We start from the raw sequence: 22,784 nt of genomic DNA on the forward strand, positions 1-22,784 counted from the left end.
GCCAGCAGAGGGAGCACGGCATGGACCAGACCTCGCTGCGCGACTGGGAGTCGCGCTGCATACAGGAAGAACCGCCCCGCTGTCAGGCGGCGTGTCCGCTGCACGTGGACGCGCGCGCCTTTCTGGAACATGCGGCGCAAGGCCGCTGGCGCGAGGCGCGCGGCGTGCTGGAACGCACCATGCCCCTGCCCGGCGTGCTGGCCCGGCTGTGCGAGGCCCCGTGTGAGGCGGCCTGCCTGCGCCGGGAGGCGGGCGGCACCATTGCCGTGGGCGCGCTGGAGCGGGCCTGCGCCGCACTGTCCGTCCCGGCGGCGGACCCGCGCCCCCTGCCGGGGCGGGGACTGCGCGCCGCCGTGCTGGGCGGCGGTCTGGCCGCGCTGACCGTGGCCTGGGATCTGGCGAAGAAGGGCCACGCGGTGACCCTGGCCGGGTGGCTGGAAGACGGGGAAAAGCGTGGGGACGGGAGTGACGCCCCCGCCGGTGAGGCCGGTGAGGCCGGTGAGGCTGACGGGGCCGCACGGATGGCCGCCGCTGGCCGCCTTGCCGCCATCCCCCCGGACGTGTTGCCGCCGGATGCCCTGCGCAAGGAACTGGACAGGCTGGCCGGACTCAAGGTGCGCTTTGCCGCGCCCGTGGCCCCCACGGCGGCGGTGCTGGAAGAGATGCGCGCCGCGCACGGGGCGGTGTTCGTGGCGTGGAGCCCGGCGGCTGCACGCGCGTTGGGCCTGCCCGACCGCAGCCGGTGTGACGCGCTGACCCTGGCCCACCCTGATCTGCCCGGCGTGTTCTGCGGCGGCTGGCCCGCAGACGGCGTGGCAGGTGCGGCGCGCTGCATCGACGAGGCCGCAGATGGCCGCCATGCCGCCACGTCCATGGATCGCCACCTGACGGGTGTGTCGCTGTCGGCGGGCCGTGAACGGCAGGGACCGTTCGAAACGCGCTTGTTCACCAGCCTGGAAGGCGTGCAGGCGATGACGCCCGTGGCGCTGCCCGCGTTGCCGCCCGCAGGGCAGGGGGCAGGCGGCCTCGCGCCCGAAGCCGCCAAGGGGCCCGATACCCCCGACTTCCCGTATCGGGAAGAGGCGTCCCGTTGCCTGCAATGCCAGTGTCTGGAATGCGTCAAGGTGTGCCCGTATCTGGAAAAGTACGGTGAATACCCCAAAAAGCACGCCCGGCGCATCTACAACAACCTGGCCATCGTCAAGGGCGTGCATCAGGCCAACCGGTTCATCAATTCGTGCAGTCTGTGCGGGCTGTGCGGCACGGTGTGCCCCACGGGGTTCGACATGGCCCCGCTGTGCCACGAGGCGCGGCGCACACTGGTGCATGACGGCAAGATGCCGCCCTCCACCCACGAATTCGCGCTGGACGACATGGCCTTCAGCAACGGGCCGCATGCCGCGTTGCTGCGCGCCCCGGCAGGGGCACAGGCCTGCGCGTGGCTGTTCCTGCCCGGTTGCCAGCTTGCGGCGTCCGCGCCGGACAGGGTGGCGCAGGCGTGGGGTATTCTGGCCGACCGGCTGTCCGGTGGCACGGGTATTGCCCTGCGCTGCTGCGGGGCACCCGCGCTGTGGGCCGGGCGCGACGACCTGGCCGCTGCCGCCGCCGAGGAACTGCGTGACGGGTGGAACGCCATGGGACGCCCCACGCTGGTGGTGGGGTGCCCGTCCTGCGCCACCACGTTGCGCACGCTGCTGCCGGACCTGCCCCAGACCATGCTGTGGTCCGTGCTGGCGGAGTACGGCGTTGCCGGGCAGACGACGCCCGCACCGGAGGCGCTTACCCTGCACGACCCCTGCGCCGCGCGCGGGGACGAACGCCTGCGGACCACGGTGCGCGGACTGCTGGCCGCGCGCGGGGTGTCGGTGCACGAGCCGGACCTGACCGGACCACACACCGAATGCTGCGGCTACGGCGGCCTGATGGCCGAGGCCGACCCCGCCCTTGCCCGCACCGTCATCCAGCGCAGGGCCGATGCGTCGGACCTGCCCTTCGTCACCTACTGCGCCATGTGTCGCGACCGGCTGGCCGAAGCGGGCAGCCCCGCCAGCCACCTGCTGGACCTGCTGCTGCCCCCGTTGCCAGGCGGCAATCCGGACCCGGCGGCACCCGGCCCGCACATCACCGCCCGCCAGGAGAACCGCGCCCGGCTGCGCGACCGCCTGCTGCGCGAGGTTTACGGCGAAACCCCGCCCGATGCCGCGCCCGATGCCGTGCGGGAAGCGGCCCTGCGCATCGGGCCGGACATGCGCGTGGTCATGGAGCGGCGACGCATCCTTGACGACGACCTGCGCGGCGTGATCGCCGAGGCCGAACGTGCCGGGCGCTATTTCATCGACACCGATACCGGCATGCGTCTGGCCTGTTTGCGCCGGGTGCGCGTCACCCATTGGGTCGGGTACGAGCCCGAGCCCGGTGGCGCTGGGAATGGGGCAGGGGGCGATGCCGTGCCCGTCCACGCCATCCGGCAGGCCTATGCCCACCGCATGGTGTTGCCGCAGGGACCGCCCGCCGGAGGCTGGAAAGAGTCGCCCCATGAACCGGCCTATCTGCCCGCGTCGGGCAACTGGACCTGCGCCTGCGGCGGCGCGCCGCGCCCGCTGTCGGTGGAGCTGACCTACCTTGGCAGCACCTTCAACGTGCGGTTGCTGACCTGCCCGGACTGTGGGCAGGTGCTGGTGGACGAGGCCCTGGCGCTGGGCAAGATGCTGGAAGTGGAACAGTTGCTGGAGGACAAGTGACCGTGCCGTCCGGCCTTGATGCTGCGGCCTTCGTGCCGGGTGGAGCCGCCGCGCCTGCGGGGGATGCTGCCCTTGCCGGAGATAATGCCCCAGTCGCCGGGCCGCGCGGCCCGTGTGCCCCCCCGGCGCTGCGCGGTCCGTGGGAACCCTCGGCGCTGCGCGGTCCGTGGGAGCATCCGGCGCTGCGCGCGGTGGCCGGTGCCACGCTGCGCCCCGGCGGGGTGGCCCTGACCTGGCGCGGGTTGGAACTGGCGAGGCAATTGACGCTGTGGCCCCACAACGCGCGGGTGCTGGACCTGGGCTGCGGCCCCGGTGAAACCGTGGCCCTGCTGCGCGAAGGGGGCATGGCGGCGGTGGGGCTGGATATTTCCGCCAGCCTGCTGGCCGAGGCACTGGCACGGAATGGGCGAATGCCCCTTATTCGGGCCGATGCCGGGTGCGATGCCGGATGCGGTGCCGGATGCGGTGCGGGGGCCTCTGGGGGTGCTGCCCCCGGCCTGCCGCTGCGCACCGCCAGTCTTGATGGCGTGTTCTGCGAGTGCGTGCTCTCCGTGCTGCCGCAGCGCCAGGGCGTGCTGGCGGAACTGGCGCGGGTGCTGCGCCCCGGCGGGGTGCTGGTCTGGACCGACCTGTATGTGCGTCCGGGCCGTGCGGCTGACGTGTGGCGTGGCCCAGGCGGTTGCCCAAGCGGTTGGCCAGACGGCTGCGCGGAAAGTTGCGCGGACGGCGGCGAATCCCGGTGCTCCGGTCCGCAGCCCGGCGTCCTTTCCTGCCGGGCCGGGGCCATGTCGCGCGCGGGCATGGAAGCCATGCTACGCCGTGCCGGGTTCACGGTGCTGGCGTTCGAGGATCACAGCCGCCTGCTGGCGGAAATGGCGGGCAGGTTGCTGTTTGCCGGGGCCGACCCGGCGGAACTGTTCGGGTGCGGCGGCGCTGGCGGCGGGCGGCCCGGCTACGCGCTGCTGCTGGCCCGGCGCGACGATGCTGCATCACGGGAGTATGCGCCATGAGCGACGAAGCGTTCGGACGGGTACTGGCCCTTGGGGCCGCCGGGTACTGTTGCACCCAGATCATGGTCCGGCTGCTGCTGGACGTGCAGGGGCGCGATGCGTCCGGTGACGGGTTGGGCGACGGGCGAGACGCGGTGCGCGCCGCTGGCGGGCTGTGCCGGGGCTTCGGCCTGTCGGAAGGCACCTGCGGCATCCTGCTGGGCGGCTGCATGGCCATGGGCCTGTGCGCGGCCAAAGGCCACGTCGCAGAGGAACCCCACGAGGCGCTGGAGGCCATGACCACGGAATTTGCCGAATGGTTCCGCGAGCGCACCGCCCCCAGCGGAGGCATCTCCTGCGGGGCCATTCTGGGGGACAGTGGCGGAGGGCGGCCGGACTTCGGCAAGTGCCACGGCCTGCTGCTGGAGGCGCACGGCAAGATGTTCGAGGTGCTGGCGGCCTACGGCGTGGACCCCACGCAGCCGCGCGAGGGCTAGGCGGCATGGCCGGGCGCGGAAATTTTTCCGTGGATTGCGGCTGTTCCGTGGCCGGGCAGGCCGGGGGCGAGGCGGCGGCAACGGCGCATCGGCGGGTGCTGGCCCGCACCGCCAGCGTGTGCCCGGTATGCCTTGGCCCGGCCCCGGCGGAGCGGGTGGCCGTGGGCGATACGGTGCTGCTGGTCAAGCGTTGCCCGGAGCACGGCGAATTTTCCGCCCCGGTATGGCGGGGCGAGCCCGCCTTCACCGGCTGGGTGCGCCCCAAGATTCCCACCGCCCGGCGCGGCCCCGGCACGGAACGGGTGCTGGGTTGCCCCAATGATTGCGGACTGTGCCCGGACCACGGCCAGCACACCTGCACCCTGCTCATCGAAGTGACGCAGCGCTGCAACCTGCGCTGCCCGGTGTGCTTCGCGTCGGCAGGACAGAGTGGGGGGCTGGGCGGAGAGCCGGGCGGTGCACGGGGTGACGAGCGGCACGCGGGCGATGCCCGCGCATCCCTGCCCGGCGACGACCCCACCCTGGGCGAACTGGTGGCCCGGCTTGCCGTGCTGCGCCCGCGCGCGGGCGATGCCAACATCCAGCTTTCCGGCGGCGAACCCACCCTGCGCGACGACCTGCCGCAACTCGTCACCGCCGTGCGCGGGCTGGGCTATCCCTTCGTGCAACTGAATACCAACGGCCTGCGCCTTGCGCGAGAGGCGGGCTACGCCGCGCGCCTTGCCGCCGCAGGGCTGGATTCGGTGTTCCTGCAATTCGACGGGCCGGACGACGCGGCCACCGCCCGGCTGCGCGGCCTGCCCCTGCACGCGGACAAGGTGCGCGCCGTGGAGGCCTGCGCGGCGGCGGGGTTGGGCATTGTGCTGGTGTGCACGGTGGCGCGGGGCGTCAACGACCATTGCCTGGGCGACATCGTGCGCTTCGGCCTGGCGCGGGTGCCCGTGGTGCGCGGGGCGCATTTCCAGCCGGTGAGCTTCTTTGGCCGGTACGAGGGCTTCGGCGGGCCCGCTGGTTCTCCCGCTGATGCCGATGGACTGCGCGAGGCGGCCCGCATCACCCTGCCGGAGGTCATGCGCGCGGTGTGCGAGCAGACAGGGGGGCTGATTCCCTTGTCTCAGCTGCATCCGCCGGGATGCGAGCACGCCCAGTGCTCCTTCAGTGGCACGTTCATGGCCCACGAGGACGGCAGGCTGGAACCGGCGGGCGGGGCCTGCTGCGGGACTGGCGGCAATGGCGGGAGCGGGGGAAAGGGGACGCCGTCTGGCGGCATGGCCCCGGTCCCCATCCCTGCGGCGTTGGGCGCGGAGCGGGCGCGGGCCTTCGTGCGCCGCCAGTGGAGGGCGCCCGGTCCGGCTGCCGCCGGGGACGGCCCCGTCGGACCGGGCGGTCCCGTAGGACAGGGCGGTCCCGTCGGACAGGGCGGTCCCGTCGGACAGGGCGGACCGGGCGGACAGGGCGGACAGGGTGGCCTGGGCGATAAGGACGGTACGGACGGGGGCGTCCTCGCCACGCCGCCGCGCGACGACTTCGAGCGCTTCCTGGCGCGGGCCGGGCGGCGGTTCACCGTGTCGGGCATGGCCTTTCAGGATGCCTGGACCCTGGATACCGAACGGCTGCGCGGCTGCTGCATCCATGTGGCCGCACCCGACGGACGCATGGTGCCGTTCTGCGCGTGGAACCTGACCTCGACGAACGGCACGCCCCTGCACCGCAACGGCGCGCCGACCAGAACCGGCGTGGCGGGCGGCGGTGGCATCGGTTCCGGCGAAGGGGAGGGCGCATGACCCGGAACATCGCGTCCCCGGCATCGCCGGAAGACGGCGCGATCGCGCCGTGCCCCGCGTGTGCCGCGCCCACTGGGCATGGAGCATATGGGGAGCATGGGGCGCACGCAGGCGCCCCGCGCCCACGGCACGGGACGTGGCCCGGTCCCCGCTGGACCCGTGGCTGGCTGCGCGGCTGTCCATCCCACTCGGCACGCTTTCCCCGGCCACGGTGCGCGCCCGGCAGGACGATCTGCTGCGCAAGGCGGTGCGCCACGCTCTGGATGCGCCGTTCTACCGTGACAGGCTGGGTGGGCTGCCTTTGCCGCGCACGCTGGACGATCTCGCGGGCCTGCCCTTCACCATGCCCGACGACCTGTGCGAGGGGGGCGATGCCCTGCTGCGCGTGGCCGACGACGCCGTGGCCCGCATCGTCACCTTGCCCACATCGGGAAGTACGGGGGCGCCCAAGCGGCTGCGCTTCAGCGATGCGGACATCGAGCGCACCGTGGATTTCTTTGCCGTGGGCATGACCACCCTGTGCCGCCCCGGCGACGTGGTGGCCATCTTCATGCCCGGCCAGCGGCCCGACAGCGTGGGCGACCTGCTGGACAGGGGCCTGCGCCGCGCGGGCATACAGCCGGTGCTGCTGCCCCCGGCGGCCAGCGGGGCGGAACATGCCGCCCGGTTGGCGCAAACCGGGGCGCAGGTGTTCGTGGCAACGCCCACCCAGGCCCGCGCAATTGCCGACGCCGTGCTGGCGGGGCAAGGTCCTGCACCCCGTCCGCGCGCCTGCCTGCTGAGCGCGGAGGCCACCCCGCCGGAAACGGCGGACAGGGTACGCGCGGCCCTGGGCTGCGAGGTGTTCGACCACTGGGGCATGACCGAAACCGGCTACGGCGGCGGCGTGGAATGCGCCGCCCATCACGGCTTTCACCTGCGCGAGGCGGACATCCATGTGGAAATCGTCCACCCGCTCACCGGCGCGCCCCTGCCGGACGGCCAGACCGGCGAGGTGGTGGTGACCACCCTTGCCGCGGAAGCCATGGTGCTGCTGCGCTACCGCACGGGAGACGCGGCAGCCATGCTGCCCCCGCCGTGCCGTTGCGGCAGCCCGCTGCGGCGGCTGGGGCCGGTGCTGGGGCGCATTCGCCGTTACGGAAACCACTGGGACATCATCACCCTTGCCAAGGGGGCACGACCATGACGCAATTCTTTGGACAACTGGCCGACGCGCTGGAGCGCGACGGCGTTGCCGTGCTGGCCACCATCGTCACGGCGGAAGGTTCCGCCCCGCGCATGGCTGGGGCGCGGTTGTTCGTGCGGGGCGACGGCCAATCCTTCGAAGGAACCGTGGGCGGGGGCATTCTGGAAGCCCGCGTGCTGGATGCCTGCCGAACCGCCCTGGACGACGGGCTGGCCCGGCTGCTCACCTTCGACCTGTCCGCCGACGAGGCCGCCGGGTCGGACATGATCTGCGGGGGCAGGGTGCGGCTGTACGTGGAGCCGTTGCGCGTCGCAGCCTGTCCGCAACTGGCCCCGTTGCTGCGCGAAACGGACCGCCTGACCATGCAGGGGCGGCGTTGCGTGCTGGTGAACATGCTGCGGCCCGACGCCGCACCCGACTGCCGCCGCCTGCTTCTGGCGGGGGAGGGGGCAGCGGCAGAAGCCAACGGCGACCTGACCCTGGAGCCGACCACGCTGGCCGAACTGCGCGACGCCGTGGCCACGGCCAGCGGCCCGCTGTGCGTGGAGGCGGGCGGCCTGTCCCTGCTGGCAGACCCTGTGGCCTCGCCGGGGCGGGTGGTCATTGCCGGTGGCGGGCACGTGGGGCGGCAGGTGGCCCTGATGGCCTCGCTGGCAGGGTTCCGGGTCACCGTGCTGGATGACCGGCCAGATTTCGCCAAAGCCGATCGGTTGCCCGGCGCGGACGAGGTGCGCTGCGTCACCCTCGGCGGCGACTGGCTGGAGGGTGTGGGAATGCACGAGGACTGCTATGTGGTCATCGTCACGCGCGGGCACCGCAACGACGGCGAAGTGCTGGCCAGCGCCCTGCGCACGCCGGCCCGCTACGTGGGCATGATTGGCAGCCGCCGCAAGCGTGACGCCGTGTACCGCAGGCTGGAAGAGGCGGGCACCCCGCGCGCGGCCATCGAGCGGGTGCATTCGCCCATCGGGCTGGACATCGGCGCGGAAACGCCCGAGGAAATAGCCGTGAGCATCGTGGCGGAGCTGGTGCAGGCGCGAGCCGCCAGCCGGGTGCGCCGCTCCATTGCGCCCATGCAGGCCTGAAGCACTGCGGGGCTGGCATCGCCGCAAGGCGTGCCTGATCGTTGTCCGACACGGAGCAGGGAATGTCATCTGAAGCAATGGATGATTCGGCGGTTTCGATAGCGGGCGGTTCAGCAATCGAAAGTGTCGAATGAATTCCGAGGGAGAGGTAATGCAGGCAGTTGCAACCGGCGTGACTCCACCAGCGCTCTCTCGGTTCCTCCCGTACCCGGTCGTTGGCGTGGTGCTGGCTGCGGGCGCGTCGTCGCGCATGGCTCCGGACTTCAAGCCGTTGCTGGACCTGTGCGGCGCCACGGTGCTGGCCCGTTGCGTGGAGATGTTCCGGCAGGCGGGCGTGGCGGATGTGCTGGTGGTCACCGGGCATCGCGCGGACGAGGTGGCGGCGGAGGCCGCACGGCTGGGCGTGCCCACGGTGAACAACCCGGCCTGGCGCGAAGGAGGCATGTTCTCCTCGGTACGCGCGGGGCTGGAGGCTGTGGTCCGGCGCGGCGGAGAAGCTGGCGGAATTGGCGGAGTTGGTGGCGGTGAGGGGGCTGGAGCCCTGCTGCTGCCGGTGGATGCCGCGCTGGTGCGCCCCCTGACCGTGCGCCTGCTGCTGGAGCACGCCGCCGTGCGTACTGACCGGGTGCTGCTGCCGGTGTTCGATGGGCGGTGGGGGCATCCGCCGCTGCTGCCTCCATCGGTATTGCCGATCGTCCTGGCGGACAGCGGCGAGGGTGGCCTGCGCGGCGCGCTGCACCGGCTGGGGCCGCAGGCGCTGGACGAGGTCGGCGTGCCCGACAGGTTCATCCTGCGCGACATGGACACGCCGGACGACTACCGCGCGGCCTGCGCCCATTGGACTACCCGCGAAGTACCCACCCCGCAGGAGGCGCGCACGCTGCTGGCGGTGCGGGGCATTCCGCCCGGCGGCGTCGCCCATGCCGAGGGGGTGGCCGCCGTGGCCGTGCGCCTGGCCGATGCCCTGAACGCCGCGCGCGGCATGGCCGTGCAGGATGCATGGCCGGGAGGACAACCCGGCACGGGCGCGGGGCTGGATCGTGTCCTAGGCAGCGAACGGGGCAGCGAACGGGGCAGCGAACGGGACAGCGAACTGGACAGCGAACTGACCGAGTCCGCCGCCCTGCTGCACGACATCGCCAAGGGCCAGCCCCGCCACGAGGCCGCCGGGGGCGCGTTGCTGCGTGAACTGGGCTTTTCCGGCGTGGCGGACATCGTCAGCGCGCACAGGGATACCACGCTTGTCGACGGCCAGCCCCTGACCGAACGGGAAGTGGTGTACTTCGCGGACAAGCTGGTGCGCTGCCACATCGTGGTGGACGTTGAAAGCCGCTTTGGCGAGAAACTGGCCCAATGGCGCCACGACCCGGACGCGGCCAGCGCCATAGAAGGGCGGATGCGCCGGGCGCTGGCCCTGCGTGCGCGCATCGAGCGAGAGGCAGGGCTACCGCTGGCGGACATCCTGCACCCGCTGGCCGTAGGCCAGCCCGCGTGGGAACCGGACGCTGGCGAAGCCGGGCTGTGCGCTGGCCCCGGATCGCATACGGGGGCCGGATCATGCACGGGAGCCAGGCAGGCCGCTTCATGCACCGCCAGCACGTCCGAGAGTTCGCAAACGCACCCGTCGCCGGGTACGGCACCTGATTCGCCACCCCTTCCGGCGTCCGGTTTGGCGCCCGGTCCGGCACTTGGCCCCGTGCGGCAATCGGCAGAGGACGAGAACCTCCCATGACCGCGCCGCCCCCCGTCATTCTGCCGGGCGTCCCGCCGGATATCCTGCTGTTCCGCCATGCGGCCACGGACATGGGCGACGGCCCGCGCCGGTACATCGGCCGCACCGAAGTGCCCTTGTCCCGAGAGGGCCGTGCGCAGGCGGCGGCATGGCGGGCGCGTCTGGCCGGGCTGAACGTGGTGGGGGCCTATGCCTCTCCGCTGGAGCGGGCGCGGGAAACCGCCCGGCTCATGCTGGGACTGGGGGATGCCCCGGCGGGGCCGGACAGGCCAGGCAAATCAGACAGGCCAGACAGGCCAGACAGACCAGACAGGCCAGACAGATCGGACGGGCCGGACCCGCTTGCTGTGCCGGGTATGTCGGGGGCGTCTGGCGAATCTGGCGAATCTGGCGAATTCGGCGTGCCGGGCAGCGCCGTCATCTCCCTCACCATTCTGGACGATCTGGCCGAGATGGACCTTGGGGAATGGGAAGGGCTGTTGCAGATGCAGGTGCGGGAGGCCCGGCCCGATGCCTACGCACGGCGCGGGCGCGAACCCTGGACCTTTCGTCCGCCGGGCGGGGAATGCTGCGCGGACGTGGCCGCGCGTGGGCTGCGGGCGCTGGCCGCCATGTGGCGGGACTGGGCCGCAACGGAGGGCGGGGCCGGGGCGATGCCCTGCGCCGGTGAGGCGGCATGTGCTGAAGGGGCAGGCCGCGCCGCGGGGCGGCACCCGGCCACGAACGACAGCGTCGGGCACGGGCCCCCATCTTTCATCGTGGCCGTGAGCCACGCCGGGCTGATCCGTTCCGTATTGTGCGCGCTGGGCCACATGGGCCGCGAGGATTTGCTCACCCTGCCGGTGCGCCACCTGCATTGCGTGCGCTTGCGCCATCACGAGTCCGGGGTGCGTGATGCTTCTGCGGTGCCGTCATCGACGGGGGCAGGGCCAGGGACGGGGACAACGTCAGGGGTGGGGGCAAAGCCAGCGGCGGGGACAACGGCAGCCGCGTCAGGGGCCTCCGCGTCATGGCGGGTGGTCACGCCGGACTGGCAGCCGTAGGCATGCCGCACCGCACGAGCCGTCTGGGAAGGGCGCAGGCCGCACCATTACCGCCCGCACGGGTCATGCGGGGGCTTGCGGCAGGCAGCAAGGATGGCGACAGGCCGGGCACCCATGGCGGGCATGCCTGTCGGGTTCGCCGTCCCTTTAGTCCATGTCGTCCACGGACAGGATTTCCCAGCACGAATTGTCCGCCGCCACACGGAAGGTGGCCACGGCGCGGGCGCCGCACGAACGGCAGATGAGCACCCGGCGGTGCTCGCCGTTCTTCTGGCCAGCCCACGAGGTGTCCGGCGGGCCGAAATGGCAGCGCGTGCAGCGAAACATGGGAGCGACGTTTATTTTGTGCAGGCTGAGATTGTCTGCTTCAAAGCTGGGCATGTGCAAACCTGTGTTCTTCGTTGGTCGTGTCGTCTTGTCGGCGCATGGTCCAGTGCCCGTATCTGAAGGGTAGGGCAACGCCGAACGAATAAGCATGCCGCAGGCAAGCTGAACCGGATTGTCATGTGTGCTATCCCCTTTCGATTTTCTGGTCAAGTATCAGAGAAATTTTCATCTGCAACTTTACCGTGCAGTGGCGCCTTATTTTTTGCGGCACGCCATGCAATAATGCGTAGTAAATTCTGCGGAACAGTAACGGGTGAATGTCATGTGCGGCAGGGAAGGGCGAAAACGGCAAGCGGTGAAACGCGCACCCACGCGACGCAGACTATGCGTTTGCGCGCGGGGCATGTTCTGGTATGGTGCCGATGCCCGCCACAGCACGCCGGACGGCTGTTGCGCCGGGTTGCCCCTTCATTCATGAACCGTGACGCCTGCGAGTTCCCATGTCCTCTTCTTCTTCCGCTTCCCCATCCGCTTCCGCCACGACGTCGCTGCCCGGCAGCGCCGCATCGGGTGAAACCGCACAGCCCGATCTTGGCAGGCTGGCCATCGACAAGACCGGCTGGCAGTCGCCCCGGCGCACGCCCCGGCGGCGCTGGCTGTGGCTGCTTGCCGCCGTGCTGCTGGCGGGCGTGGCCCTTGGCGCGCGGATGCTGTTTCCGGCAGAGCGAGAAGTGCGCCTGGCCGTGGTGACCAGGGTGTACCCCACCCAGTCCATGACCACGCTGGTGTCCAGCGGCTACGTCACCGCGCAGCGCAAGGCCTCGGTGGCGTCCAAGATCACCTCGCGGCTGGAGTGGCTGGGGGTGGAGGAAGGCAGCCGGGTGACCGCCGGGCAGGTGCTGGCCCGGCTGGAAAGCGACGACGCCCGCGCCGCGCTGGACCGTGCCCAGGCCAACGAGCGCGTCGCACGGGCCGATATCGACCGCGCCGCCGCCGAACTGACGGACGCCAGGCGCAACCACGCCCGCATGAGCAGGCTGCTGGCGGAAAACGTGATCTCCCGGTCGGATCTGGACACCGCCGAAACCCGCGCCCTCACGGCGGATGCCGCAGCCCGCGCCGCCCGCGACGGGCTGGCCGCCGCCACAGCCGCCCGGCGCGAGGCCGAGACGCAACTGGAATACTCCTTCATCCGCGCGCCGTTCGATGCGGTGGTGCTGACCAAGAACGCGGACGTGGGCGACATCATCACCCCGCTGGGCGCTGCGGCCAACGCCAAGGCCAGCGTGGTGACCATCGCCGACATGGGCTCGCTGCTGGTGGAAACGGACGTCAGCGAATCCAGCGTGGGCCGGGTGAGGCCGGGTGCCCCCTGCGAAATCGCGCTGGATGCCCTGCCCGACGACCGCTTTGTGGGGCGCGTGCACATCATTGTGCCCACGGCAGACCGCAGCAAGGCCTCGGTCATGGTCAAGGTGGCCTTCGACGTGCTGGACCCGCGCGTGCTGCCGGAAATGAGCGCCCGCGTGTCCTTTCTGGACCGCCTGCCCTCCGACGACGAACGCCGCCCCCGCCCGGCCGTGCCCGCCACCGCCGTGCGCGGCGAAGGCGACGCCCGCGCCGTGTTCGTGGTGCGCGATGGCCGGGCGGTGCGCACCCCGGTACGCACCGGCATGACCCTTGGCGATGCGCTGGAGTTGCTGGATGGCCCTGTGCCCGGCTCCGGTGCCGTGGCAGGCCTGACCGTGGGCGACCGGGTAGTGGCGGACCCGCCCGCCGATCTGGCCGACGGCGCCCGCGTGCGGATGCAGCCATGAGCCGCGCGCAGGAATCCGCCGTTCCTCTCCCCTCCGTCGCGCCGGACGGCACGCTGGACGGCACTGCGGGCAGGGCTGCCGCGTCCGACACCGCGCCCGGCACCGCGCCCCCTCTTGCGTCGCCGCGCCCGGCCAGCCCGCCCATTCTTCTGCAAGGCGTCTCCAAGGCCTACAGGCGGGGCGCGCAGGTGGTGCCGGTGCTGACCAACGTGAACATGACTGTGGCCCCCGGCGAGTTCCTGGCGCTGATGGGGCCGTCCGGCTCCGGCAAATCCACGCTGCTCAACCTCATCGCGGGCATCGACCGGGTGGACGCGGGGGCCGTCTTCGTGGGTGAAACGGACATCACCACCCTGGACGACGCAGACCTGGCCCGCTGGCGCAGCCGCAGCGTGGGGTTCATCTTCCAGTTCTACAACCTCATTCCGGTGCTGAACGCGCTGGAAAACGTGGAACTGCCGCTCTTGCTCACGCCCCTGTCCGGGCACGAACGGCGGGAACGGGCGCGCACCGCGCTGGCCATGGTGGGCCTGTCCGACCGCATGGACCACTACCCCGGCCAGCTTTCCGGCGGGCAGCAGCAGCGCACCGCCATTGCCCGCGCCCTTGTGGCCGACCCGGACATCCTGGTGGCCGACGAACCCACCGGCGATCTGGACCGCGTGTCCGCCGGGGAAATCCTGGACCTCATGGACGGGTTGAACCGCACCATGGGCAAGACCATCATCATGGTCACCCACGACCCGCGCGCGGCGGAACGGGCGGGCCGCCTGCTGCTGCTGGAAAAGGGCGAGCTGGCCGATGCTCACGCTTAAATTCGTGCTGCGCAATCTGGCCCGGCACCCGCTGCGCAACGCGCTGACGGTGCTGGGCATCGCCATTTCCATCATGGCCTTCGGCCTGCTGCGCACCACGGTAGAGGCCTGGTACGCCGGGGTTTCCGCCTCGGCGGCCAACAGGCTGGTCACCCGCAACGCCATCTCGCTGGTGTTTCCGCTGCCAATCGCCTACGCGGGCAAGATACGCGCCGTGGAAGGGGTGACGCACCTTTCGTGGGGCAACTGGTTTGGCGCGTACTACGTGGACGAGAAGAACTTCTTCGCCAACTTCACCGTGGACATGCGCAGCTACCTCGACCTGTACCCGGAATACGTCATTGCCGACGACCAGAAGGCCGCCCTGCTGCGCGACCGCAAGGGCATGGCCGTGGGCGCGAAGCTGGCCCGGCGCTTCGGCTGGAAGCTGGGCGACACCGTGCCGCTGAAAGGCACCATCTACCCCGGCGACTGGAACGTGGTGGTGCGCGCCATCTACACCGGGCGCTACCCCAACACCGACGAGACGCAGGCCTTCTTCCACTGGGATTACCTGAACGAGCGGATGAAGGTGGAGCGGCCCTCCCGCGCGGACCACGTGGGCTTCTACATGATAGGGGTGGACCGGGCCGAGAATGCGGCCCGCGTGGCGGGCGACATCGACGCGCGGTTCCGCAATTCGCTGGCGGAAACCCTGACCGAGACGGAGCAGGCCTTCCAGTTGGGGTTCATTTCCATGAGCGAGGCCATCATCATGGCCATCCGGCTGGTGTCGGGCATCGTCATCGTGATCATCATGGCAGTGGCGGCCAATACCATGGCCATGTCCGCGCGCGAGCGCATGGGCGAATTCGCCACCCTGAAGGCGCTGGGCTTTGGCGGCGGGTACGTGGCCCTGCTGGTGACGGGCGAGGCGCTGGCCCTGTCGCTGCTGGGCGGCGCGGCGGGGTGCGCGTTGTCTGTGCCGGTCACGCGGGTCATCGCCCATGTGCTGGGCGACTATTTTCCGGTGTTCCTGCTGTCCGGCGAAACGCTGGCCCTGCAAGGCGCCGCCGCGGCGGTGGTGGGGCTGGTGGCGGGCGCGCTGCCCGCGCTGCGGGCGCGGCGGGTGCGCATAGCCGACGTTTTGGGAAGGTAGGGAACGGCATGGCCTCGCTCTTCTCGTACAGCCTGCGCAACATGCTGGCGCGCCGCCTGACCACGGCCCTGACCGTGGGAGGCATGGCGCTGGTGGTGTTCGTGTTCGCGGCCATGCTCATGCTGTCCGAGGGACTGCGCACCACCCTGGTGCTTACCGGGTCGCCCGACAACGTGGTGCTGCTGCGGCAGGGGGCCAAGACCGAAATGGAAAGCTCGGTGGACCGCGACCAGGCCCCGCTGGCGGAAAGCCTGCCCCAGGTGGCCCGCGCCGCCGACGGCGGGCCGCTGGCCGCGCGCGAACTGGTGGTGCTGATTACCCTGAACAAGCGCGGCACCACCAAACCGTCCAACGTGGTCATCCGGGGCATCGGCCCCCATTCGCTGGAACTGCGCCCGCAGGTGAAGCTGAAGGAAGGGCGCATGCCGCGCTTCGGCACGTCGGAGATCATCGCCGGGGAGAGCATTGCCCGGAGGTTCAGCGGCACCGGCATTGGCGAAAGCTTGCGCTTCGGCCTGCGCGACTGGACCGTGGTGGGCATCTTCGAGGCCGGGGCCACCGGCTTCAGCTCTGAAGTCTGGGGCGACGCGGATCAACTGATGGCCGCCTTTCGCCGTTCTTCCTATTCCGTGGTGGTGGCGCGCATGAACGAACGGGACGGACCATCCGGCCTGGACGGCCTGCGCGCGGGCCTTGCGGCGGACCCGCGCCTGCAACTGGAAGGCAAGCGGGAGACCCGCTTCTACGAGGAGCAGTCGGAAATGATGGCCAAGTTCCTGGGGGTGCTGGGCACCATGCTGCCCGCCATCTTTTCGCTGGGGGCCATCATCGGCGCCATGATCACCATGCACGCCGCCGTGGCCAACCGGGTGCGCGAGATAGGCACCTTGCGCGCCATCGGGTTTCAGCGCCGGGATATCTTGCGCGCCTTTCTGCTGGAATCGCTGCTGCTGGGCGCCAGCGGCGGGGGCATTGGCCTGCTGCTGGCCTCCACCCTGCAATGGGTGACCATTTCCACCATGAACTTCCAGACCTTTTCGGAACTGGCGTTCAGCTTCACCCTCAGCCCGCGCATTGCCGTATGGTCGCTGCTGTTCGGCACGGGCATGGGGTGCCTGGGGGGCATTCTGCCTGCCATCAAGGCTTCACGGTTGGTTATAGTAGACGCGTTGCGCGCGGCCTGATGCGTTAATTGCGCTGCGCGCGGCCTGATGCGTTAATTGCGCTGCGCGCGGCCTGATGTGGTGTTACGGCGCATCTCATCTTATTTTGGTAGGATTTGTGTTTCGTTCCAGGTCATGTTGCTGGTATTTCAGTGGGTTGTAGCGAAGGGGAAAAGCCCGTCATCGTGCCATGTGAAATGACAGCCTTTGCTGGGTGGCAAGGCGTGCAAGAGCGCCGGAATCAAGGATTCCGGCGCTCTTGTTTTTATTTGCCTGTAATTAAACAGTATATTTTTTGAAGAAATTTTCGGAAGTCCCGTTGACAATATCACACCAGCTAGGTAGGAAATAACCCATACCAGCACGGTAGGAATTAACGGAACGCGCGGACTGCCACCCGCACCTCCGTGCCGGGGACTGAAGGTTTACATTGGATCATGCCGGGTACACGCGGAACCATGCCCCCGCGCCCCCCGGTTACCGGAACAAGGCGAAGAGGTTTCCCAAGTTGGCCCGGCGGTGCTGCCGCCGCGGCACCCGCAACCGGATGGCGCCGGAAGCGGAGCCGCCACGAAAGCACCGGGGCAGGATTTCCCAACCTTTCAGTACACAGGGGCAAGCCAATGCAAGTTCAGGAGATGTTCGCGATGGCTGAGGCGGGCGACGCAAGCGCCCAGTTCAATCTTGGCATGCTGTACTACGAAGGCAACGGCGTGGCGCAGGACTTCGGCAAGGCCGCCCAGTGGCTGGGCCGTGCCGCCAAGGCGGAGCATCACGAGGCCCTCAACTTCTACGGCGTGCTGCACGCCACCGGCAAGGGCGTGGCGCAGGACTTCGGCAAGGCGCTGGAACTGTTCCGCAAGGCCGACAAGTGCGGCTACAATTGCGAACCGGTTTACGACGATCTGCCCACCGACTTCCGCGACAAGCAATTCGGCATGGAACTGGTGGCCGCCAAGCGCGACTTTGTCCGCAAGGCGCGCCTGCTGGCCGCCGAGGCTCGCTGCAACGTGGGTCTTGCCTACCACGGCGAGGCCACCGACGCCACCTCGCGCAAGGTCGCGCGCGAACTGTTCCTGAGCGCGGCCACCCTGGGCAACGGCAAGGCCATGCATCTGCTCGGCACCATGTGTCGTGACGGTGCGGGCGTGCCCGCCAGCGAGGTGCGCGCGTACATGTGGTTCGACCTGGCCGTGACGGCAGGCTTTGCCAAGGCCGGAGACGCCCGGCGCGAACTGATCGACAGGATGAAGGACAAGGACGTGGCGCGGGCCGAAAAGCTTGCGGCGCGCTGGCTGCGGTGTTTCCCGCTGCCGGAGGGTGCGGCCCAGTAACCGGTGGCAGGCGGCGCGACGGCGGGGACGGCAACCCCCGTGCCGCCGCGTCGCCGGGCACAGGCCGCGCGCGGCGGTTTCCACCTCCTTGCGCCGCAACCGTGGCCGATGCACGCAATACGCGGGGCTCCCTGCCGAAAGGCACGGGGCTCCGCCGTTTTTTGCGCGTGCTCGCGGTGCGCCGGGCCGTGCGGAGCATGAAAATCCTACGTGTGCGGTATGAATTGGATCAAAATGGTCCGATTTGCGCAGGTGAGCCGTGATCGAGGTGCGGCGGAACGGTCGATTCGGTGGAGATGGCGAGTCGGGGGAGGATGACTCACCTGCGCTGGTAGGGGCGGGCAGGCCGGGCAGGGACGTGGAAAGCAACAGGCTGCGCGACAGTGCGGCAGGGGGGGGCAGCCGTGGCTCGGCGAAGGCCCGGCGGATATGTCCGCCGCTTCGTCGTGCCGTCCCTGGGTTAAGCTAAGCCTGGGCGGGAACAGTCCGGCGGATGGTGTCCAGCAGCGCGGCGGGGACCACCGGCTTCTGGTGCGTGGGCACGCGGCGGGCAAGGCGCGCCGGGCGCGGGCCCACGCCGCTCACCACCACCACGGGGGTTTCGCGCAGGGCTGGGCTGCGGCGCAGCCGGGCATAGAACACCGTGCCGCCGGGGCTGGGCAGGTCCATTTCAAGGGTGATCACGTCGGGGCGGAAGCTGGCGGCGGCCTCGAGCGCCTCTGGCGTGGAGGCGGCGGTGCGCACGGCATGTCCTTCCGCCGTCAGCAGCCCGGCAAGGCGTTCGCGCTCGGCCGGGTCGTTGTCGACGACGAGCACGCGGCGGTGGGTGGCACTCATGTTGGTCGCGGACATTGATAACTCCTTCACAAGATGGGTGTAAAAAGGACCCGCCGTGCCGAGGGGGGCAACGGCGGGTCCGTTCGATGTCGCTAGTCGTTCTTGGCCGGGGCGTGCGCGGCGCAGCCGCAGGCGCAGCAGCCGTCGCCCTTCAGCGCGCCGAGAGCCTTCAGCACTTCCATGGCAACGCCAAGGCCTTCCTTGGCTTCCTTGGAACCGAGGGCGCCGACCATGCCGAACATGCCCACAGGCTTGGCCTGCGACAGGTCCAGCTTGGCCAGCATGTCCACCGCGCGGGCCAGGAAGACCTGCACGTTGGGATCGGCCAGCTTTTGCAGCAGCACGGTCATGAAGGCGAGCGCGTCGCCCATCTTCTCGATGCCTTCTGGGGTGTTGGCGTCCAGCACCTTGCCGCCCGCGCCCTTCAGGGCCGACAGCTTGGCGAACACGCCGTCCTGCTCCCACTTGCCAAGCCCCTCGATGATGTGGGGCCAGGTGGGGGCCACCGCCGGGTGCATGGTGCGCCACAGGTCGATGAGGTTTTCCAGCTGGTCGAGGCAGTAGTTCAGGTTGGGGACGCTACGCAGCCCACGGCGCAGCAGCTCGAAGATGTCGTCGAGATGCACGCGGCCGTGCACGTCCTGCAATTCTTCCACCATCAGGCGGAAGGCATGGTTGCCGATGGGCGTCACTTCTTCGATGAAGTATTTGGTGCCCATCGCGCGCTCGTGCAGGAAGGCGATCCGCTCTTCCATGGCCTCGAGGCGCTGGAGAATGAGTTCTTCGTTGGTCATTGGTGCCTCCGGCTTACTTCTTCCGCATCAGGGAAGTGTCCTTGCCGTGCAGGTACATGTTCGGCTCGAACGGCAACTCGTGACCCTTCAGCATCAGGCTGTAGTAGACCCACTTGAACATCAGCTTGCCCCAGTAGTTGATGTGGCTTTCGCCCAGCAGCGCGCAGGGCCCCACACCGGGGAAGGGGAACATGCCGGGCAGCGGTTCCACGTCGTAGCTGAAGTCGATGAGCGAGGCCTTTTCGTAGCCGGTCACGATGAAGCACGTGGAGTGACCGTCGAAGTGGTGGTAGTGCTCGCTGCCGTCGATGTCGGACATCAGGTTTTCGGCGATGATGTCGGCCTCGTAGTGGGCCACGGAACCGGCCTTGGAGGTCGGCACGTTGGTGGTGTCGCCGATGACGTACATGTTGGGGTACTTCTTGGACTTCAGGGTGCCCTTGTCGGTATCCATGAAGCCCATGGGGTCGGCGATGTCCGAATCGATCAGGAACTGCTGGCCCATGTTCGGGGGAATGGTGACGAGCAGGTCGTAGTCGATCTCGTCGCCGGTGACGGAGGCGATGGTCTTGTTGCCCGCGTCAACGCTGTCCACCACGAAGTTGGGGGTGACCTTGATGTTCTTCTTGTCGCACAGTTCACCCAGGATCTTGGCGGCCACCGGCTTGGTGAAGGCGCCGGTCAGCGGGGTGACCAGTTCGATTTCGATGTTGTCGCGCACGCCCATCTTGGTGAAGTACCAGTCGGCCAGGTAGATGAATTCCAGCGGCGCGACGGGGCACTTGATGGGGGTTTCGCAGATGTGGTGGACGAGGCGGCCCTTCTTGAAGTTCTTGATCTTGGGCAGCAGGGCGGCGGCGCCGTCGGGGGTGTAGAAGTCGTGGATGTTGCCGCGCCAGTCGTCCAGCAGGCCTTCCACTTCGTCGGGGGCGATGCGGCAACCGGTGGCGATGACCACCCAGTCGTAGCTGTACTTGCCGCCTTCACAGGTGACCACCTTCGCTTCCGGATCCACGTTGGTGATGGTATCCTTCACGAAGTTGACGCCGCGGGGGATGAAGTCCTTCTTGGGCTTCTCGCAACCCTTGGGGGTGTCGATGCCGAAGGGTATGAACAGCCAGCCGGGCTGGTAATGGTGGGTGAGGTCGCGGTCGATGACCGTGATCTCCCATTCACGCTCGCTGAGCTTTTTCCTCATTTTGGTGGCGAGCATGGTGCCACCGGCACCTGCCCCAAGAATGAGCAGTTTCTTCATGCCAGGTTACTCCTTCACTTATTGGCTTTGGTGAGAGCAGATTCGGGTATTGCAGCCCCGCAGGGCACGGGGCGTTCTGCCGTATCGCGGCGTGTTCAGCGGCTTGTTGCCGTTCAGCTTGGCCTTGGGGGCGGGGCGTGCGTCGGTGTCCGCCTCGCCGGCCATGTGGGCGCAGTCGTCGGGACGCTCGGCGCCGTGCATGATGTCGGTAAGGGTGAACTGGTCCAGGGTTTCTTCCAGGGCCTTGGCGGCGCTGGTCCAGGCAGCCTTGCAGCGGCAGGGGGTGTCGTCGCAGTCCGCGCCCACGCAGCAGTTGGGCGGCTGCACGCCGCCTTCCACCACGCGCAGCACGTCGCCCAGGGTCACGTCGTCGGGATTCATGGTCAGCACGTGGCCGCCTGCTGCGCCGCGCACGCTGCGGACCATGCCCGCCGTGCGCAGCTGGCGGATGATCTTTTCGATGAACTTGACGGAAATGCCCGTGTGCTCGGCCAGCTCCGAGGCGGAAAGAGGCCCGTCCTGCGGGCAGTGCAGGGCAAGGTTGACCAGCAGCCGGGATGCGTAATGCACCGTGGAGGAAATTCTCATGCCGTTCTCCAGTGCCTGTGCGGGGGGCGAGGGCGGCGCGCCGGGGCGCGGTGGGGCTGTTGACCGGGAGATTCCGGGGTTAATCGTATGTATATTGATGCAATTTCGTTTTTATTAATCCGAATCCTTTCGAATCAGATTAATTTCGTATGAATTAAACCCATCCGAATTTGGGTGTCAAGCACCCCCCGAGAAAAGGGGGATTTTTCAACACGCCGAATTTGCGGTGTTATTTGAGGATTGTGAATTTTTTTTCTTGTTTTGCCCAAGTCGAATGGGCAGCGGCCATGCTTGGCCTTGCCGCAGCCGGCTCAAGCCCGGGTGTGAAATGCGGGCTTGCGGTGTGACATCTGGTGAAATGCGGGCAGGTGCAAGGCGTGCACGCATGGCGCCCGTGGCGGACGCAAGGTGCGAAAGTGCGGCCTGGTGTTGTGAGCATACTGTCTGGTTGTGGGGCTTCGCTGCTTTTTACGAGAGTGGATTTCCTGCATGCGTGCGAGAGTGTCGCTGTATTTTGCCAAAACTGATTGTTTTTATTTACCCATTTTTGATTTTCCAGGTGTCAATGGACACTAACATCCTGACGTTTCTGCCGTTTTTTCGCATGCGCAGTGAAAGCGAATTTTTTTAATTCCTATTGACAAGGGAGGATATTTTCTGTAAGATTTTTCCCATACTTATGTAATAGCTCACTCTTTTTGCGCTGTTCCTTGTGGTGCGGCGCCGAGTGACGGGCGCGGGACCCAACACCATGAAGCTTGCAGCAAAGACACGATACGCGGCGCGCATCCTTCTTGCTTTGGCCATGCACGGCGAAGAGTCTCCCATGACCACCACGGCGCTGTCCCAGCACACCGGCGTGACGGTCCAGTTCATCGAACAGATCCTCAAGACGCTGAAGCGCGGCGGGTTGACGCGCAGTTCTCGCGGGGCCTCCGGCGGCCACATGCTGGCCCGTACCCCCGAAGAGATCACCCTGAGCGAGATCGTGCGCCTGATGGAAGGGGGCATCCAGCTTACCGTCTGCTGCTCCGGCGATGCCAATGCCTGCGCCCGCCGGGCCTCGTGCCTGACCAGGTCGGCCTGGGTGCGCGCATCGCAGGCGTTGGAGCATTCGCTGGAGGAAACCACCCTGGCTACCCTCATGGAAGGTGATCAGCCGCTCTCTCCCCACGACGAGGCGGCCTGTCGCGCGGCGGACGACGATACTTCCACCGAGAGGCGTTCCGCTGCCCGCCGCCCGACCCGTCCGAACCGTGCGGCCCGCCCGGTAAGCCCCGCCGAACTGTACTGATTTCGGCCTCCCGCCCCCCCTTTTTTTTGGTGCAGGGGCGGTCCCGGCACGGTCGGGCTGTGGCGTGCCCGGCGTTTGCCTTGATTGCTGCTGGCTTCGCGGGGCCGTCACGCTTCCGCCCGTCACGTTGTCGGACGTGCTTCGGCCATTTGCCTCGCCTCACAGCCCCGGCGTCCATGTCTGCCGTTGCAGCCCTGTAGCAGGGCACCCCGCGCTATGCCGCCGGTTTTCCGGCGGCTTTTTTTTCGGGGCATGCATCCCCGTATGCGCCGCGCCGATGTCCGTACCGGGGTGGTGTTTCCGCTGTGCCGACGTTCGGGCTGACATTGTGCTGGGCAGCTGTAGGATGTCTATCCCGGCGTGTT

The 22,784-nt window shown here is 68.7% G+C and carries 19 protein-coding genes; 14 read left to right on the top strand and 5 right to left on the bottom strand.

Translation table 11 applies throughout. The annotated features are described in order from the left end of the window. The first annotated feature begins 20 nt into the window (after nt 1–20). The 8 genes from K6142_RS16680 (at nt 21) to K6142_RS13525 (ending at nt 11,057) form a co-directional block, all read left to right on the top strand. On the top strand, nt 21–2,741 hold the full coding sequence (locus tag K6142_RS16680; RefSeq protein ID WP_317846384.1) for a pyridine nucleotide-disulfide oxidoreductase/dicluster-binding protein: 2,721 nt from the start codon (nt 21–23) through the stop codon (nt 2,739–2,741). Beyond that, entirely contained in the window at nt 2,738–3,751 is a 1,014-nt protein-coding gene (trsM, locus tag K6142_RS13495) for a DVU_1556 family methyltransferase (RefSeq protein WP_223380899.1), read from the top strand. Before K6142_RS16680 ends, trsM begins: the two co-directional genes overlap by 4 nt. Then, nucleotides 3,748–4,227, top strand: coding sequence for a DVU_1555 family C-GCAxxG-C-C protein (locus tag K6142_RS13500; RefSeq protein ID WP_190245330.1), 480 nt, complete (start codon nt 3,748–3,750; stop codon nt 4,225–4,227). The genes trsM and K6142_RS13500 overlap by 4 nt, the downstream gene beginning before the upstream one ends. 29 nt (nt 4,228–4,256) lie before the next feature. After that, nucleotides 4,257–6,011: a radical SAM protein gene (locus K6142_RS13505; RefSeq protein ID WP_190245331.1), complete on the top strand. Its 1,755-nt coding sequence runs from the start codon at nt 4,257–4,259 to the stop codon at nt 6,009–6,011. Nucleotides 6,012–6,147: 136 nt separating this feature from the next. Beyond that, the gene (locus tag K6142_RS13510) at nt 6,148–7,197 is read left to right on the top strand and encodes a DVU_1553 family AMP-dependent CoA ligase (RefSeq protein ID WP_190245332.1); all 1,050 of its coding nucleotides are present in this window, start codon (nt 6,148–6,150) and stop codon (nt 7,195–7,197) included. Then, nucleotides 7,194–8,282, top strand: coding sequence for an XdhC family aldehyde oxidoreductase maturation factor (locus tag K6142_RS13515; RefSeq protein ID WP_190245333.1), 1,089 nt, complete (start codon nt 7,194–7,196; stop codon nt 8,280–8,282). Before K6142_RS13510 ends, K6142_RS13515 begins: the two co-directional genes overlap by 4 nt. A gap of 151 nt (nt 8,283–8,433) precedes the next feature. Continuing rightward, complete coding sequence (locus tag K6142_RS13520; RefSeq protein ID WP_190245334.1) at nt 8,434–10,014, top strand: DVU_1551 family NTP transferase; 1,581 nt, start codon at nt 8,434–8,436, stop codon at nt 10,012–10,014. Further along, a complete protein-coding gene (locus tag K6142_RS13525) occupies nt 10,011–11,057 on the top strand; it encodes a histidine phosphatase family protein (RefSeq protein WP_190245335.1) in 1,047 nt (348 codons plus the stop codon). The genes K6142_RS13520 and K6142_RS13525 overlap by 4 nt, the downstream gene beginning before the upstream one ends. Before the next feature lie 147 nt (nt 11,058–11,204). Here K6142_RS13525 and K6142_RS13530 read toward each other — a convergent pair whose 3' ends face one another. Beyond that, complete coding sequence (locus K6142_RS13530) at nt 11,205–11,384, bottom strand: hypothetical protein (RefSeq protein ID WP_223380900.1); 180 nt, start codon at nt 11,382–11,384, stop codon at nt 11,205–11,207. Nucleotides 11,385–11,884: 500 nt separating this feature from the next. Between K6142_RS13530 and K6142_RS13535 the strand changes: the two genes are divergently transcribed. The 5 genes from K6142_RS13535 to K6142_RS13555 all read left to right on the top strand — a co-directional run bounded on the left by K6142_RS13535 (nt 11,885) and on the right by K6142_RS13555 (nt 17,651). Continuing rightward, entirely contained in the window at nt 11,885–13,201 is a 1,317-nt protein-coding gene (locus K6142_RS13535; protein WP_190245336.1) for an efflux RND transporter periplasmic adaptor subunit, read from the top strand. After that, nucleotides 13,198–14,016 carry an ABC transporter ATP-binding protein gene (locus K6142_RS13540; RefSeq protein ID WP_223290396.1) on the top strand — a complete coding sequence of 273 codons (819 nt, stop codon included), beginning with the start codon at nt 13,198–13,200 and terminating at the stop codon, nt 14,014–14,016. Before K6142_RS13535 ends, K6142_RS13540 begins: the two co-directional genes overlap by 4 nt. Further along, nucleotides 14,003–15,154 carry an ABC transporter permease gene (locus K6142_RS13545; RefSeq protein ID WP_190245337.1) on the top strand — a complete coding sequence of 384 codons (1,152 nt, stop codon included), beginning with the start codon at nt 14,003–14,005 and terminating at the stop codon, nt 15,152–15,154. The genes K6142_RS13540 and K6142_RS13545 overlap by 14 nt, the downstream gene beginning before the upstream one ends. Before the next feature lie 8 nt (nt 15,155–15,162). Then, nucleotides 15,163–16,338 (top strand): ABC transporter permease, encoded by a 1,176-nt coding sequence (locus K6142_RS13550; RefSeq protein WP_190245338.1) that lies wholly within the window; start codon nt 15,163–15,165, stop codon nt 16,336–16,338. A gap of 626 nt (nt 16,339–16,964) precedes the next feature. Then, the gene (locus K6142_RS13555) at nt 16,965–17,651 is read left to right on the top strand and encodes a tetratricopeptide repeat protein (protein WP_012611776.1); all 687 of its coding nucleotides are present in this window, start codon (nt 16,965–16,967) and stop codon (nt 17,649–17,651) included. A 465-nt stretch (nt 17,652–18,116) separates the two neighbouring features. Here the strand turns inward: K6142_RS13555 and K6142_RS13560 are convergent, their stop codons facing one another. The 4 genes from K6142_RS13560 to K6142_RS13575 all read right to left on the bottom strand — a co-directional run bounded on the left by K6142_RS13560 (nt 18,117) and on the right by K6142_RS13575 (nt 21,125). Further along, nucleotides 18,117–18,503 carry a response regulator gene (locus K6142_RS13560; protein ID WP_190245339.1) on the bottom strand — a complete coding sequence of 129 codons (387 nt, stop codon included), beginning with the start codon at nt 18,501–18,503 and terminating at the stop codon, nt 18,117–18,119. 77 nt (nt 18,504–18,580) lie between these two features. Beyond that, nucleotides 18,581–19,282: a DUF1641 domain-containing protein gene (locus K6142_RS13565; RefSeq protein ID WP_190245340.1), complete on the bottom strand. Its 702-nt coding sequence runs from the start codon at nt 19,280–19,282 to the stop codon at nt 18,581–18,583. 13 nt (nt 19,283–19,295) lie between these two features. Then, on the bottom strand, nt 19,296–20,537 hold the full coding sequence (locus K6142_RS13570; RefSeq protein WP_190245341.1) for an NAD(P)/FAD-dependent oxidoreductase: 1,242 nt from the start codon (nt 20,535–20,537) through the stop codon (nt 19,296–19,298). 18 nt (nt 20,538–20,555) lie between these two features. Then, the gene (locus K6142_RS13575) at nt 20,556–21,125 is read right to left on the bottom strand and encodes an RrF2 family transcriptional regulator (protein WP_012611772.1); all 570 of its coding nucleotides are present in this window, start codon (nt 21,123–21,125) and stop codon (nt 20,556–20,558) included. Nucleotides 21,126–21,876: 751 nt separating this feature from the next. On the opposite strand from K6142_RS13575, the gene K6142_RS13580 reads away from it, so the two are divergent. After that, the gene (locus K6142_RS13580; RefSeq protein WP_190245342.1) at nt 21,877–22,419 is read left to right on the top strand and encodes an RrF2 family transcriptional regulator; all 543 of its coding nucleotides are present in this window, start codon (nt 21,877–21,879) and stop codon (nt 22,417–22,419) included. The last annotated feature ends 365 nt before the right edge of the window (nt 22,420–22,784 follow it).

This window comes from Nitratidesulfovibrio sp. SRB-5 (genome assembly GCF_019931275.1).
Lineage (GTDB): Bacteria > Desulfobacterota > Desulfovibrionia > Desulfovibrionales > Desulfovibrionaceae > Cupidesulfovibrio.

Bases quoted from the DNA above. Each gene is read 5' to 3' on its own strand.
- K6142_RS13575 (WP_012611772.1), bottom strand. From the start codon at position 21,125: ATGAGAATTTCCTCCACGGTGCATTACGCATCCCGGCTGCTGGTCAAC.
- K6142_RS13540 (WP_223290396.1), top strand. From the start codon at position 13,198: ATGAGCCGCGCGCAGGAATCCGCCGTTCCTCTCCCCTCCGTCGCGCCG.
- K6142_RS13550 (WP_190245338.1), top strand. From the start codon at position 15,163: ATGGCCTCGCTCTTCTCGTACAGCCTGCGCAACATGCTGGCGCGCCGC.
- K6142_RS13535 (WP_190245336.1), top strand. From the start codon at position 11,885: ATGTCCTCTTCTTCTTCCGCTTCCCCATCCGCTTCCGCCACGACGTCG.
- K6142_RS13530 (WP_223380900.1), bottom strand. From the start codon at position 11,384: ATGTTTCGCTGCACGCGCTGCCATTTCGGCCCGCCGGACACCTCGTGG.
- K6142_RS13545 (WP_190245337.1), top strand. From the start codon at position 14,003: ATGCTCACGCTTAAATTCGTGCTGCGCAATCTGGCCCGGCACCCGCTG.
- K6142_RS13560 (WP_190245339.1), bottom strand. From the start codon at position 18,503: ATGTCCGCGACCAACATGAGTGCCACCCACCGCCGCGTGCTCGTCGTC.
- K6142_RS13565 (WP_190245340.1), bottom strand. From the start codon at position 19,282: ATGACCAACGAAGAACTCATTCTCCAGCGCCTCGAGGCCATGGAAGAG.
- K6142_RS13580 (WP_190245342.1), top strand. From the start codon at position 21,877: ATGAAGCTTGCAGCAAAGACACGATACGCGGCGCGCATCCTTCTTGCT.
- K6142_RS13500 (WP_190245330.1), top strand. From the start codon at position 3,748: ATGAGCGACGAAGCGTTCGGACGGGTACTGGCCCTTGGGGCCGCCGGG.
- K6142_RS13570 (WP_190245341.1), bottom strand. From the start codon at position 20,537: ATGAAGAAACTGCTCATTCTTGGGGCAGGTGCCGGTGGCACCATGCTC.
- K6142_RS16680 (WP_317846384.1), top strand. From the start codon at position 21: ATGGACCAGACCTCGCTGCGCGACTGGGAGTCGCGCTGCATACAGGAA.
- K6142_RS13525 (WP_190245335.1), top strand. From the start codon at position 10,011: ATGACCGCGCCGCCCCCCGTCATTCTGCCGGGCGTCCCGCCGGATATC.
- K6142_RS13520 (WP_190245334.1), top strand. From the start codon at position 8,434: ATGCAGGCAGTTGCAACCGGCGTGACTCCACCAGCGCTCTCTCGGTTC.
- K6142_RS13515 (WP_190245333.1), top strand. From the start codon at position 7,194: ATGACGCAATTCTTTGGACAACTGGCCGACGCGCTGGAGCGCGACGGC.
- K6142_RS13555 (WP_012611776.1), top strand. From the start codon at position 16,965: ATGGCTGAGGCGGGCGACGCAAGCGCCCAGTTCAATCTTGGCATGCTG.